This window comes from Pseudogracilibacillus auburnensis (genome assembly GCF_003201975.1).
GTDB lineage: Bacteria > Bacillota > Bacilli > Bacillales > Amphibacillaceae > Pseudogracilibacillus > Pseudogracilibacillus auburnensis.
The window spans coordinates 582,497-597,080 of record NZ_QJJQ01000001.1 but is presented as its reverse complement, the minus strand read 5'-3'; the positions used below and the strand labels follow the sequence as shown (position 1 = coordinate 597,080).

Below are 14,584 nucleotides of genomic sequence, written 5' to 3'. Positions count from 1 at the left end.
TAACATACATTATTTGTATTTAATAACACGATTAATTTCGTTGTTTAGGTGATCTTCTGTTTTTATTGCGCTTCTTTTTCTTATCGAAACTTGATAGAAAACAACTCCTATCATCATCCAAATAATAACAATGATCCACTCATACGGCCATATTAAGGCTGAAGGCATTCCAGGCATATATAAAATTCCGACTCCAATTGCCATGACGATCGCAATCCAGCCAATGACTGGACCACCTTTTAGCTGGAATGGACGAACCATCTTCGGCTCTTTTTTTCGTAAAATTAAAAAGGAAACCGCCACCATAAACCAAGCGATAACAAGGCCAAAACCACCAGCATCAACGAGCCAAACTAATGCGGGACGACCGAATAATGGAGCAATCGCAGACAACATACCAATTAATAAAATTGCTTTATATGGTGTTTTATATGTTGGATGGAGATCACCGAGAGCTTTAGGTAACATTCCTGCCCGGGCAAGTGCATAAATCGCCCGACTTCCACCAATATAAAAACCGATCCAACTCGTTAAAATTCCACCTATTCCACCGAGCACTAATATATTACCCATCATTTTACTGTTACCAAACGCTTTTGCCATCGCATCAGCTGTCACAAGATTCGAAGCGCTAATTTCTTCGGGTGTTAAAATTCGTGACACGCCAAAAATAATGGAAACATACCAAATAACAGCAAGGATAACGGAAAAAATTAATAATTGTCCAATTCTTTTTTGTGGCAAATTTATTTCTTCTGCCGCCTGTGGAATAACATCAAAGCCGACAAACATAAAAGGTGTCATAATAATAACTGTCAGAATTCCCGCTGTACCGTTTTCAAATAATGGTTGCATATTGGCGGAAGACCCTGAGACTCCGCTTCCAGTAATTAATAAAACTCCTGCAATGACAATCAGTAACGTTAATATAAACATAATCGCCGTTGAAAATTTAATCCCTCGATAATTAATCCACGTAATAAGGATAGAGCCCAGAATTCCAACTCCTGCCCATGTAGCCGTCACTTCCCAATCTGCAATGGTATATAAATACCCAACACTATAATCCGGGATTAAATATTCAAACACGGTTGGCAATGCGACAGCTTCAAAGGCTACAACAGAAACATAACCAAGTATAAGTGCCCAAGTTGTTACATAAGAAGCAACCCTTCCCATTGCTTTAAAACTGTAGATTAATTCCCCACCTGCAAGTGGCAGTGATGACGCAAGTTCCGCATACGTTAGTCCAATTAAAACAACTAAAATACCGCCAATAACAAAAGCAAGTATCGCGCCAAGTGACCCTGCTTCAGTAATCCATAGTCCTGCTGTCACTACCCAGCCCCAACCAATCATTGCTCCAAAAGCAAGTGTGAGCACATCTTTATTTTTTAATATTTTTACAAGTTTCACATCTTCCATTTGGTTTTCCCCTTTCATAATAGGACTTGTCTTTACATTTTTATGATTGGTGAAAGAGACTTATTCATCAACTTTTATGGAATGGTCTTAACTTAAAAGAATTTTATCGTGACATAGTGAAGGTTAAAAAGGACGAGGCAATGGCAGAAGGTATCACAAATTAGGTCGTCGTAGAGAGGCGGGATGTGTAAAGGAAATACAGGATGTGCCGATTTCATAAATTACGTGCCGCAGAAATGCGAGATATGCCTATACCATAAATTATGTGCCATGAACAAGCTCTAAAAGAAGAACGCTCCCTCCTTTATGCACAAACAAAAAAACGAAACCATTTTAGTCTCGTTTTTCCAATAATCGGTTTTTTATTTCGGCTTCTCTAGCAAGAAATTCATCACTGACAAAAAACTGAATATGTTTGTTCAAATTCACAATTTCGCCTGGTAATAAACCGCCAAATTCTCCGTCCACATTTAATTGCATTTTCTCTTTTGGTGTAACTTTTATCCGTTTTGCCTGTGTATAAATAATATTCTCATCTTCAATATGTGCACCACGTATTCCAGCTGTTGCAATTCGTAAAAATTCTGCTAAATTCGTCTTTTTCAAGATAAGTAAGTCAAAATAACCGTCATCTATTAATGCGTCAGGGGCGAGCTTTTCAAACCCACCAACCGAATTCGTGTTTGCCACTAAAAACAGCATGATATCGCCTTCGAAAATTTGATCATCATATTCAATTGTTGTCGAAACAGGTCTTAAGAAAGGAAGCATTTCAATTCCTTTCATATAATAAGCTAATTGACCAATTGCTGATTTTAATTTGATTGGCACATCATACGTTAATTCGGTTAAATCTCCACCACCAGCAATATTAATAAAATAATGATCATTTACTTTTCCGATATCGAGTGCTTTTGCATTATTTTTTAAGATAATATCGACTGCCTTTTTAATGTCACGTGGAATGGATAATGCTCTTGCAAAATCATTTGTCGTTCCAACTGGAATGATTCCTAGTTTAGGTCGATATTCTGATCCAGCAATCCCATGAACAACCTCATTAATTGTACCATCTCCACCAGCTACAATAACGATATCATACTCTCTTTCCACAGCAATTTCGGCAGCATTTGTTGCATCTCCCTCACCAACGGTTGCATGGGCAGATGTCTCATAACCAGCTTGTTCAAATCGCTCAAGTACTTTTGGCAACTCCTTCCGAAATAATTCTCGACCAGCAGTTGGGTTATAAATAATTCGAGCCCTTTTCACAAGATGACCTCCTTTAAACAAAACAAATAACAATGTTCCGTTTACTATGTTCCTATACAAGAAGAAGACTACTACTCGAGGGCAGTAGTCTCATTTGTATAGCTATGTTAAAAAGCGTAATAGTATAGAGTAATTAATCCAAGCGAATAACTAGTGAACTAGCGGATAAGAATTCGCTGGGTAGCTTCTGCTTCTGAGAATTTGTCGATTCGCGGATTCGATGCGGAAGCCACCGCGCCGCATTGCAATCGATTCTCGCTAAAATTAAATGCGGGAGCGCTGATTTACGATCGATTATCGCTGAATTAAACGCCGAAGCGCTGAATCACGATCGATTACCGCTGAATTAATGCGGGAGCGCTGAATCACGATCGATTACCGCTGAATTAAACGCCGAAGCGCTGAATTCTCCTCCATAACCGTAAATTCCAAACCGCACATCCCTAGCACTACAAGCTCTAATTTTTATCGCTTTTCAATCTCTTCTTTCAAAATTTTATTAACAAGTTGTGGGTTTGCTTGACCTTTTGTTGCTTTCATTACTTGTCCAACTAAAAATCCAAGCGCCCGTCCTTTCCCATCTTTAAAATCAACAATCGATTGTTCATTTTCATCTAGTACGTTGCCAACAATTTCACGTAATTGTCCTTCATCAGAAATTTGGACGAGTCCTTTTTCTTTCACGAATACTTCCGGATCACCGCCATTTTCAACAAGTTCAGCAAAAACTTGTTTTGCAATTTTAGATGAGATGGTTCCATTTTCAATGAGCTTAATCATTTTTGCTAGACCGTCTGGAGTGATGGCTAATTCGTGTACTTCTTTTAAATGTTTATTCATATACGCTGAGACATCGCCCATAAGCCAGTTTGAAGCTTGTTTTACATCGGCACCAAAGTCGACGGTCGCTTCAAAAAAGTCTGCCATTTCCTTCGTTGCTGTAATAACGCCTGCATCATATTCTGGTAAGTCAAGTTCTTCCACATAGCGCTTTTTACGTGCATCTGGGAGCTCAGGGATTTCCTTACGAATTCGCTCTTTCCATTCGTCATCAATATAAATTGGAACGAGATCCGGATCAGGGAAAAGGCGATAATCATCCGCATCACCTTTCACTCGCATTAAAATTGTTTTTTTCGTTTTTTCATCATAACGGCGAGTTTCTTGCTGGATTCCGCCGCCTTCTGATAAAATTTTTGTTTGACGCTTTACTTCATATTCGAGCCCTGCGCGAACAAAAGCAAAAGAATTTAAATTCTTTAATTCTGTTTTCGTTCCAAATTCTTTTTGACCAACAGGTCGTAAAGAAATATTGGCATCACACCGAAGAGAGCCTTCCTCCATTCGAACATCCGAAACTCCAGTATATTGAATAATACTTTTTACCTTTTCTAAATAAGCATATGCTTCTTCTGGTGAACGAATATCTGGTTCGGAAACAATTTCAATTAATGGTGTTCCTTGACGGTTATAGTCAACGAGCGAGCCATCCGCTGCATGAGTTAACTTACCTGCATCTTCCTCTAAATGAATTCGTTCAATACCAATTTTCTTTTTATTCCCATCTACTTCAATTTCGATCCAGCCATGCTCCCCAATCGGTTGTTCATCTTGAGAAATTTGATAAGCTGCTGGGTTGTCTGGATAGAAATAATGTTTACGGTCAAACACTGTTTCAGATGCAATATCACAATTAAGTGCCATCGATGCTTTCATGCCATAGTTAACTGCCTCTTCATTTAAGACCGGCAGTGTACCAGGATACCCTAAATCTTTCGGATTTACATTCGCATTTGGTTCACTTCCAAACGCATTTGGGCTTGATGAAAATATTTTTGATTTCGTCTTTAATTCCACATGAATTTCAAGTCCAATTACTGTTTCAAATTTCATTCACTAGCACCCCCAAAGTTTGGACGCTTTTTATGATGATTTGTCGCTTTTTCGTATGCATATGCTGCACGATAAATCGTTTGTTCATCAAAATGTTTTCCAATAATTTGTAAGCCTAACGGTAAGCCTGCTTCTGTATACCCATTTGGAACAGATAATGCCGGAAGTCCAGCCAAGTTTACAGGTACTGTTAAAATATCGCTCGTATACATTGTTAAAGGATCGTCTATTTTTTCACCAAATTTAAAAGCTGGTGTCGGTGTAGTAGGTCCAATAATAACATCATATTGTTCAAAAGCGGCTTTAAAGTCATTCGCTATTAAAGTACGAACTTTTTGAGCTTTTCTAAAATAGGCTTCGTTAAAATTATCACGTCCGCTCAAAACAGTCGTCCCCATTAAGATACGACGTTTTACTTCTTCACCAAAGCCTTCAGTACGAGATTGTTTAAACATATCAATCATATCTGTTGCATTGTCGGAACGGTTGCCAAAACGAACGCCATCAAATCGTGCAAGACTTGAAGATGCTTCGCCATTTGCAATTAAATAATATGCAGCATCCGCATACGGTAAATGTGGTAATGATACTTCCTCCCACGTTGCACCGAGTAATTCATACATTTGGAGTGCATTTTTAACTGATTCTTTTACTTCTTCCGATACACCTTCACTTAAAAATTGCTTTGGAACCGCAATTTTTAACCCTTTGACATCTTCAACTAAAGCATCAACATAAGAAGGTATGGCATTTTTACTACTTGTTGAGTCATTTGCATCATGACCTGCAATTACTTCTAATACCCGTGCATTGTCTTCAACCGTTCTTGTTAATGGGCCGATTTGATCAAGTGATGGTGCAAATGCAACAAGTCCGAAACGTGATACAAGTCCATATGTTGGCTTCATCCCAACGATTCCACAAAAGGCAGCTGGCTGACGAATCGATCCGCCTGTATCTGTACCGAGAGAAAACATTACCTCTCCCGCCGCAACTGCTGCAGCCGATCCTCCACTCGAGCCACCTGGCACATGATCAAGATTCCATGGGTTGTATGTTTTTTGAAAGCTCGATGTTTCCGTAGATGAACCCATCGCAAACTCGTCCATGTTGAGTTTCCCAATCATAAGTGAATCTTCATTTGCTAGCTTTTCCGTTACTGTTGCATCATAAAGAGGATCATCAAAATTTGCCAACATCTGACTTGCACATGTTGTCCGAATTCCTTTTGTCACAATATTATCTTTGATAGCCCCTGGTATAGCTGCCAATTTTTTACCATACGTTTTTTCTTCATCGAGTTTTTTCGCTTTTGCTTTTACATTTTCTTCATTTAATGTCAGGAATGCTTTAACATCTCCATCAACAGCCCGAATTTGTTCAAACGATAAATTTGCTAATTCTTCGGCAGAGATTTCTTTTTTATGTAGCATGTTTTCGACTTGTTTAATTGTATAATTGTATAGAGCCATTCATTGTCCCTCCTTAATCCATTATTGCCGGTACTTTAAATTGGTTATCCTCGTGTTCTGGTGCATTTTCAAGCGCCTCATCCTGTTTTTCCCATTGTACTGGTTTGTCTTTCCGTAGAACATTCGTTATTTGATTTCCATTCGTCGTAGGTGTCACGTCGTCTGTATTTATTTCATTTATTTTTTCAGTAAATGTTAAAATCTCACTTAATTGCTCACTATACATTTGAGCTTCTTCATCTGTAAGTACAAGTCTTGCTAAATCTGCAGTTCTAATGATATCTTCTTTAGAAATTGTAGCCATTTCATTCACCTCCATAAAATCTTGCTAGTACAGTTTGTTCATCATTAAATTTTATCATAATTTTTTGTGAAAATCGTTTACTACAACTTAGAAAATGTCGTATTAGTTTGTCACACTTCTATTAATAAAGCATTAATATAAAAAGGTAGCAACACTCTTGATAATAGCAGAATAATGATTGATATAGCAACTAATCCTATCACATAAAGATCGCACGTTCTTATTTAGCTACTTCCCCCTACATTTTTTCTACATAATCATGCGAAAGAAATATACTATATAACTGGATAATTTTAGAAACCAAAAAGCCTACACTAAATGCATAGGCTTGTTGTTCACCCGAAATGTTATGCTCTTTCTTTTTTCAATAATCGTAACGTTTCATCAAATTCTTCGGTTATTTCCTTATCTTCTTTATATGTCATTAAACTAACAAGAACGGTGACGATTAGGTTAAGTAAAAACCCTGGGACAATTTCATATAATGTTCCTGTAAGAGCTTCTACATTCCCCCAAATAATGACGGTAATTGCTCCAACAACCATCCCGGCTAAAGCACCTTTATTCGTAATTTTTCTCCAATAAAGTGAAAGGATAATAATCGGTCCAAACGAAGCTCCAAATCCTGCCCAAGCAAAAGATACAAGCTTTAAAATCGTATTTGTTTTCGTCCACGCAAAAAGCATGGCAACGACTGACACGAATAGAACCGACATTCTACCGAGGAAAACATATCTTTTATCTGTTGCATCTACTTTAATCACTGCTTTATATAAATCTTCAATTAATGCAGATGATGTAACAATTAATTGAGATGAAATCGTACTCATAACAGCTGCTAGGATAGCTGCAAGCATGATTCCTGCAATAAACGGATGGAAAATAATTTGGCCAAGTTCGATAAACACTGCTTCAGGATCTGTTATTGTTACATCTGGATTTTGCTGAAAATAAGCAATTCCTATCAATGCTGTAGCAATAGCCCCAATTAAACTTAAAGCCATCCAACTAATCCCGATTCTTCTAGCTTCCTTCGTTTCCTTTACTGACTTAATAGCCATAAATCGGACGATAATATGTGGCTGTCCAAAATATCCAAGTCCCCAGGCTGCAGCAGAAATAACTCCGATAAATGAAGCACCTTGTATTAAGCTTAGTCTTGTCGGATCTACTGCTCGAATGGACTCAGCCGTTTCAGAAAAACCACCTGTTAAAAAGATACCGAAAACAGGAACGAGAATTAATGCTAAAAACATAATAAGTCCTTGAACAAAGTCAGTATAACTTACTGCAAGGAATCCACCAAATAGTGTATAAGCGATAACAACAATCGAAACGATAATTAGGCCAGTATGGTAAGGTAGACCAAAGGAACTTTCAAAAAACACTCCACCTGCAACCATCCCAGATGACACATAGAATGTAAAGAAAATCAAAATAATAATTCCTGATGCGATACGCAAAATTCTTGAAGTATCTTTTAACCTATTTTCTAGATAACTTGGTATTGTAATGGAGTCATTTGATACTTGTGTATATACACGAAGTCGCGGTGCTACAAATAGCCAGTTTAAATAGGCTCCTATCGTTAGTCCAATCGCTATCCACGCCTCAACTAGTCCAGCCGCGTAAATCGCACCTGGTAATCCCATCAGTAGCCATCCTGACATATCGGCAGCTCCAGCACTTAATGCGGTTACTGCTGGTCCTAATGATCGCCCACCTAACATATAATCCGTTAAGTTAACTGTTCGTCTAAATGCATACCAACCGATGAATAACATTGCTACCATATATAGGATTATTGAAATTAATTGATAAATATGATCTACAGACATACCCATTCCCTCCTCTTTGTTTTAATTTGAAGCTTGATATTCTTGATAAAATCGCCTCCCATATCACCTGATTTTTTCCAATTTTTAACTATAATATCACACAACAAATCTTTTCGCATTATGTTTATCACACAATGAATGAGTAACCTGTTTATGGAAGAAACACAAGAACTAGGTTAATTTGGTGACAGATGATGGATGTAAGTATATACAATTATTGTAATCAACCGTTTCAGATTTATTCTATATTGCAATTGAATTTGGTTTATTCATACTCGTATTAATCAATTAAAGGAAATAAGTCATGCGTTAAGTTGAAAGTACTTAAATGAACTTTATGATAATTACTCCACCTGAAGAGTAAATTGAACCAAAAAGCTTTTGTCGAGTGAAATAGGATGAAGATACAATGCTCAAATTGACTTTAGGTGAGCGGTTGCCTAAGGTATAAGCACGTATCTTTAGACTCCATTGCTCTTTTCGTTACGTAGTTGCTATTATCACGCATTTGAAAAAAACTGCGCAGTAACTTAATTTGACATTTCGAGTAGAACCAGTCACAGCACCGTTGATTTTCGCTACGGACAGTCGCTTTCCATGGGCACGGCTTCAGAGGACGTGCTAGTGCAAATCTTTACGGTGGGACGAACGGAAGTGCAGTCCCAGGAGTCGACTGTCCTATACTTCAATCAACTATACTTAAGGTAAATGATAATTATGTGATTACACCCATAAATAACTGTAATAAGTGACAACACCCACCTGAGGGAAGGAAATACACGGAGACTCCTGCAGGTGAAAAGGGAGGCCACTGAAAAACTATCCGAAATGATGCCAAAAAGATAGGTTGTTTTAATGGCCAAAAGGCATATTTTCCATCCCTTTGTATCACTCATCCAATAGGATAAAGAAAAAGTCAACATTCCATATTTGTGTAGAATCCGAATGCACGATAACTCCTGGGACTGCGCTAAATGCTCGTCCCATCGTAAATATTTGCTGGAAAAGCAACAGCCGAAAATCCATTTCAAACGTTTTGAATAAAACGTTTGAAATTAGTTGAGACGTTGCCCGCGGAAAGCGAAGTGTAATTTCCGTAGCGGTAAGCCATCCACTAATCAAAGTTTCTGTGCAGTTTATATCTTATATGTAACAAAAAACATATCTTTTTAGTAGGAGAAATATTCGTAGTCTCACAAGTCATCAAGAGAATAATTAGAATCGTCTCAGACTTAACTAAGCGAACTGTTTACACTCATTTTATCGGTGCGAAAGTGAGATAATAAAAAAATATGTATCAGTGAAAGAGGATGAATTCTTGACCATTGAAACTAATATTTTCATCACATGATTCTTTCACCGATATTTTAACACTCAAAGCACATCTGTAAAGAATAAAAAACACTTTCTTTAAATTTGTTCAATCATGCTGTTCATTTCAATTTTAAAGCATCCCTTAACTTTTTCATCTCCGTTTGATTTAATTGTAATATGTTTGGCTCCATCTAAACATATTATTTTAGATTTTAAGCTTGTAATGGAATGCACATAACCGTTTTGAATGATAACCTTAACAGGTGAAGATATTTTATCTTTTAATTGTATTTGAAGTGTACCCGATTGTTTATTAGCCATATTTGATTTCCATATGGTTGCTTCGTTATTCCCAGGCAATAATGTAAAGTGACCAATTAAACAATCACTAAAGCAACAAATATGATGTTTGCATTTTCGAATACATACATCATTCAGGATATGGTAGGCACAAAAAACGCTTTTTTCCATCGTTATATATTCATAAGTTGGTTCGAACGAATAGTTATTGTAACAAATATAACAAGGGCGCAATTGCATAAATGTGATACATGTTTTATCAATAGAAGTAATTAAAAAAAATTTCGTTATTACATTATTTTTCATACTTCTCGTTTTGAACACTTCCCCATTTCGTAAAAAGAACATGATTGGTTTATTTACACAATTTTGCTTTAGATACATCAATGAAACTAAACTCCTTTCTTAATGGAGTATGTTTGAAATGGTTCGAATTGAATGAAGAAGGCGGGGATAAAATACTTTTTTCTTTTGAACAATTTTATCTACTATTTCATGGTAGTATTCAAACGTATTATTCACTAAATGAATAACTTTATCTGCTGTAACTTCGTCAGTTGCAATGGCATGATCCGCACATTGAACTGTTTCAGCAAAATCAAAACATTTTCCCCGATAAGCCAATGAAATAAATGGTCTATTTACAGAAGCAGACATAATATTTGCATGTAGTTTAAAGTTAATCGTTATATAACTTTTTTCAATCATTTGTTGAGTCGTTCTAGCATCATAAACAACTGTCTGTATTTCACATCGACGATCAGATACTTTTTCCTTCAGTCGTTTTACTGCATCAATATCCTCCGTCCAAATTGGATAAATTTTCACACGATACCCTTTGTCGAGTAAATAATGAATAACTTTCACTAGTTCATTCTCTACATAAAGTTCATTATTTCCAAAAATATTATTAAAGGATGTACCCCAATTGATCAATATTTGTTTGTCGTTTTTATCTGTGTTGACAAATGATTTCCCAAATGTTTCTGATGCATAAAATAAGGCAGGATCCCCTATTTCATGAATTTCTTTTTCGACTCCAATATCAGTTAATAACTTTTTAGTAAAAGGTCCACGAACACTTAAATAGGTGAAACTGTCGTATATAGACTTATATTGATTAATATGTTGAAATAAATGAAGGGAATGATCTGATTTGTATTTATGATCAAAACCTGTGCCCCACGATACGATAGGAATCCCTTTATCTGAAGCTTCCTTACATATTTTCAACCAATAAGGTAGGTGAATTAATGAACCGCCACCTAGCACGATAAGATCATATGCAGATACATCTATTTTATAATTGTTAACGATTGGAAATGTGTCAAAATTTACAGCAATATTATTTTGGTTGGAAGTAGCATATTTATAAAACATCTTTTTGAACAATTCAAATAATACATCATCGCCTACATTTCCTTTCCCTAACCAGCCTAGATATAAAACATTTTTTATCTTAATCATTGTTAGCCTCTCTTTTATTCATTTTTTTGCTGTCCCATTAAAAAATTGTTCATTATATAAGACTTTGGGGTCATTTGGACGAATGTTTTTTACGATCTCATGGTGGTAAATAGACTTTTCCTTATTTCCAATTCTCCAATAAGAAAAACATAGTGACAGATGAGGGTACCATGTTGAAAATGCTTCGTGATGAAAGCCTTGGGGATTCTTATATTTAGTTCGTACAGCCGTTTCAAACCAATATATTGCTGGATAATACAATTTCTTCCGTAAAAAGTAGTCTCCCAATTTACAACATGTTTCGGGTCGTGGTTTATCATATTTAAATGTTTGTAATAATAGTTTACATTCATTTTCATGTTCTTTTTTTACTCGGTAAATATCTGACATATAAAGACACGCTCTAATTTTATCTTCATACCAACCTTGATCGCAATTTATAAACTTTTGATAATACTGAATTGCTTTATTGTATTGCCGATGATCCTTTAATTCATTGGCATAATAATATAAATCTCGTGGACTAAATTTTTCATTTTTTTCTAATCTTTTTTCGTATATTTTTATATTTCGATCACTTGATTGTTGATCTTTATTTTTTTTATTTTTTCGGTGAGTTACAGCGATATCGGCTTGTAAAATATTCCCCCCTACTTCTAAATATTCATGAACTTGCCCTTTCCATTGAAAGTTATTGATTCTTTTAACTAGACGATGTCTTCGAAAGTAAAATGATGGTTTACCATATTCATCAAATTGTAAAATATAATTCATGGAGACAGCATCGATATCGGTATTTAATGATTTTTTTAAATTTCTTAGTTTTTTTTGATCATTTTCAAGTAAGATATCATCTGCATCTAGCCAAAAAATAAAATCCATTCTTGCTTTACTAAACGCAAAGTTTCTAGCTGCGGAAAAATCGTCTATCCATTTAAAATCATAAATCTTTTTTGTAAATTTACTTGCAATCTTTTTAGTTTCATCTGTTGATCCCGTGTCTACAATAATTATTTCATCACAATATTCCTTTACACTATTTAAACATCCTGCCAACACCTCTTCTTCATTCTTTACAATCATACAAAGACTAATTGTTATCATATGAACACCCCATTATGTTAATGAATACATTAAACTATACCTACTATCATGATGAATTTATACGTTTGGGAAAGAATAATTTATTCTTTCCCAAACAATGAGCAAGTAGTTATTCAAACGTAATTCCAGCACTGGCAAATCCAGTAACAGCAGAAGCTAAATCAATTCCGGCTGTATTTGTTAAAAATGCTAATATTATTTTTTCACCAGCCGCAACAGGAATAGATGTTGTCATAGAATTACTTCGATTTGTTCCAATTGCAATAATTGGACCTAGTGCAGGTGGTAGTGATAATGGTGTCCCTACAGCTGTAAAAGTACTACTATTTGCTGCCGCTCGATATATTTGTACTTGGACTGTGACCGTTGATAATAAAGTCACGGCTGCTGTTGTACTGAAGAACCCTGAAATGGAGGTAATTGTTCCAGCTCTTGGTGCAACGAAAGCAAAATCAAGTAATGTTCCTACTCCTAAGTTAATATTCGCTCCAACGACATTTACTCCTTCAAATGAACTACCAAAACCTAAAACTGCACCAGTATTAGTTAATCCACCAAGCACTGTCGTAAGGGCAACAGGAATACCTGATGCATACGGGATAATAGCACTTGCTCCCGTTGCTCCGGTCGCTCCTGTGGCTCCAGTAGCTCCAGTTGGACCTGTGGCTCCGGTCGCTCCTGTGGCTCCGGTAGCTCCGGTCGCTCCAGTGGCTCCGGTCGCTCCAGTAGCTCCAGTAGCTCCAGTAGCTCCAGTAGCTCCAGTAGCTCCAGTTGGACCTGTGGCTCCGGTCGCTCCAGTAGCTCCAGTAGCTCCAGTAGCTCCGGTGGCTCCAGTAGCTCCAGTAGCTCCGGTAGCTCCTGTGGCTCCGGTCGCTCCAGTAGCTCCAGTAGCTCCAGTTGGACCTGTGGCTCCGGTCGCTCCTGTGGCTCCAGTAGCTCCAGTAGCTCCTGTGGCTCCAGTAGCTCCAGTAGCTCCTGTGGCTCCAGTAGCTCCGGTTGCTCCTGTGGCTCCGGTGGCTCCGGTCGCTCCTGTGGCTCCTGTGGCTCCTGTGGCTCCTGTGGCTCCGGTCGCTCCTGTGGCTCCTGTGGCTCCGGTCGCTCCTGTGGCTCCGGTGGCTCCGGTAGCTCCGGTGGCTCCTGTGGCTCCGGTCGCTCCTGTGGCTCCAGTAGCTCCGGTAGCTCCTGTGGCTCCAGTAGCTCCAGTAGCTCCAGTAGCTCCAGTAGCTCCGGTCGCTCCAGTAGCTCCAGTGGCTCCGGTCGCTCCTGTGGCTCCGGTAGCTCCAGTAGCTCCAGTAGCTCCGGTCGCTCCAGTGGCTCCAGTAGCTCCGGTAGCTCCAGTAGCTCCAGTAGCTCCAGTAGCTCCAGTTGGACCTGTGGCTCCGGTCGCTCCTGTGGCTCCAGTAGCTCCAGTAGCTCCGGTTGCTCCAGTAGCTCCAGTAGCTCCAGTAGCTCCAGTTGGACCTGTGGCTCCGGTCGCTCCTGTGGCTCCGGTAGCTCCGATGGCTCCAGTAGCTCCAGTAGCTCCGGTTGGACCTGTGGCTCCGGTGGCTCCGGTTGCTCCAGTTGGACCTGTGGCTCCGGTCGCTCCAGTAGCTCCTGTGGCTCCAGTAGCTCCAGTAGCTCCTGTGGCTCCAGTAGCTCCGGTTGCTCCAGTAGCTCCGGTCGCTCCTGTGGCTCCGGTCGCTCCAGTAGCTCCAGTAGCTCCAGTTGGACCTGTGGCTCCGGTCGCTCCAGTAGCTCCAGTAGCTCCAGTAGCTCCTGTGGCTCCAGTAGCTCCGGTAGCTCCTGTGGCTCCGGTAGCTCCAGTAGCTCCAGTAGCTCCAGTTGGACCTGTGGCTCCGGTCGCTCCTGTGGCTCCAGTAGCTCCTGTGGCTCCTGTGGCTCCAGTAGCTCCGGTAGCTCCTGTGGCTCCTGTGGCTCCGGTAGCTCCTGTGGCTCCTGTGGCTCCGGTGGCTCCTGTGGCTCCGGTAGCTCCTGTGGCTCCAGTAGCTCCGGTAGCTCCTGTGGCTCCAGTAGCTCCAGTAGCTCCGGTTGGACCGGTCGCCCCTCTTGGACCGGTCGCGCCGGTCGGTCCCCTACGGTATTTTCTACCTTTATTCGTTCGTAAACAACTGCTATCAACACAATCACAATCGTGTTTGTTACATTTACTACACGACAAAGAAATACACCTCTTTCTTTTCTGAATAACAAAT

At 38.8% G+C, this 14,584-nt stretch carries 10 protein-coding genes; all 10 read right to left on the bottom strand.

The features are described 5' to 3' along the window. Window positions 1–9: 9 nt before the first annotated feature. Window positions 10–1,425 (bottom strand): APC family permease, encoded by a 1,416-nt coding sequence (locus DFR56_RS02810; protein WP_110393880.1) that lies wholly within the window; start codon window positions 1,423–1,425, stop codon window positions 10–12. Window positions 1,426–1,758: 333 nt separating this feature from the next. After that, entirely contained in the window at window positions 1,759–2,697 is a 939-nt protein-coding gene (locus DFR56_RS02805) for a diacylglycerol kinase (protein WP_110393879.1), read from the bottom strand. Between the two features lie 465 nt (window positions 2,698–3,162). After that, entirely contained in the window at window positions 3,163–4,590 is a 1,428-nt protein-coding gene (gene gatB / locus DFR56_RS02800) for an Asp-tRNA(Asn)/Glu-tRNA(Gln) amidotransferase subunit GatB (protein ID WP_110393878.1), read from the bottom strand. Beyond that, window positions 4,587–6,062 (bottom strand): Asp-tRNA(Asn)/Glu-tRNA(Gln) amidotransferase subunit GatA, encoded by a 1,476-nt coding sequence (gatA, locus tag DFR56_RS02795; RefSeq protein ID WP_110393877.1) that lies wholly within the window; start codon window positions 6,060–6,062, stop codon window positions 4,587–4,589. The genes gatB and gatA overlap by 4 nt, the downstream gene beginning before the upstream one ends. Window positions 6,063–6,075: 13 nt before the next feature. After that, window positions 6,076–6,366, bottom strand: coding sequence for an Asp-tRNA(Asn)/Glu-tRNA(Gln) amidotransferase subunit GatC (gene gatC, locus DFR56_RS02790; RefSeq protein ID WP_110393876.1), 291 nt, complete (start codon window positions 6,364–6,366; stop codon window positions 6,076–6,078). A 347-nt stretch (window positions 6,367–6,713) separates the two neighbouring features. Continuing rightward, a complete protein-coding gene (gene putP, locus DFR56_RS02785; RefSeq protein ID WP_110393875.1) occupies window positions 6,714–8,204 on the bottom strand; it encodes a sodium/proline symporter PutP in 1,491 nt (496 codons plus the stop codon). Window positions 8,205–9,614: 1,410 nt separating this feature from the next. Then, window positions 9,615–10,202: an S-Ena type endospore appendage gene (locus DFR56_RS02780; protein WP_307786787.1), complete on the bottom strand. Its 588-nt coding sequence runs from the start codon at window positions 10,200–10,202 to the stop codon at window positions 9,615–9,617. 21 nt (window positions 10,203–10,223) lie between these two features. Next, on the bottom strand, window positions 10,224–11,285 hold the full coding sequence (locus DFR56_RS02775; RefSeq protein WP_110393873.1) for a polysaccharide pyruvyl transferase family protein: 1,062 nt from the start codon (window positions 11,283–11,285) through the stop codon (window positions 10,224–10,226). An 18-nt stretch (window positions 11,286–11,303) separates the two neighbouring features. Beyond that, the gene (locus DFR56_RS02770; RefSeq protein ID WP_110393872.1) at window positions 11,304–12,389 is read right to left on the bottom strand and encodes a tetratricopeptide repeat-containing glycosyltransferase family 2 protein; all 1,086 of its coding nucleotides are present in this window, start codon (window positions 12,387–12,389) and stop codon (window positions 11,304–11,306) included. A gap of 109 nt (window positions 12,390–12,498) precedes the next feature. Continuing rightward, window positions 12,499–14,550 carry a collagen-like repeat preface domain-containing protein gene (locus DFR56_RS02765; protein ID WP_280523430.1) on the bottom strand — a complete coding sequence of 684 codons (2,052 nt, stop codon included), beginning with the start codon at window positions 14,548–14,550 and terminating at the stop codon, window positions 12,499–12,501. Between the last annotated feature and the right edge of the window lie 34 nt (window positions 14,551–14,584).

Excerpts from the sequence above, each read along its gene's own strand:
- DFR56_RS02775 (WP_110393873.1), bottom strand. The coding sequence starts at position 11,285 with ATGATTAAGATAAAAAATGTTTTATATCTAGGCTGGTTAGGGAAAGGA.
- gatA (WP_110393877.1), bottom strand. The coding sequence starts at position 6,062 with ATGGCTCTATACAATTATACAATTAAACAAGTCGAAAACATGCTACAT.
- DFR56_RS02780 (WP_307786787.1), bottom strand. The coding sequence starts at position 10,202 with ATGTATCTAAAGCAAAATTGTGTAAATAAACCAATCATGTTCTTTTTA.
- gatB (WP_110393878.1), bottom strand. The coding sequence starts at position 4,590 with ATGAAATTTGAAACAGTAATTGGACTTGAAATTCATGTGGAATTAAAG.
- gatC (WP_110393876.1), bottom strand. The coding sequence starts at position 6,366 with ATGGCTACAATTTCTAAAGAAGATATCATTAGAACTGCAGATTTAGCA.
- DFR56_RS02770 (WP_110393872.1), bottom strand. The coding sequence starts at position 12,389 with ATGATAACAATTAGTCTTTGTATGATTGTAAAGAATGAAGAAGAGGTG.
- DFR56_RS02810 (WP_110393880.1), bottom strand. The coding sequence starts at position 1,425 with ATGGAAGATGTGAAACTTGTAAAAATATTAAAAAATAAAGATGTGCTC.
- putP (WP_110393875.1), bottom strand. The coding sequence starts at position 8,204 with ATGTCTGTAGATCATATTTATCAATTAATTTCAATAATCCTATATATG.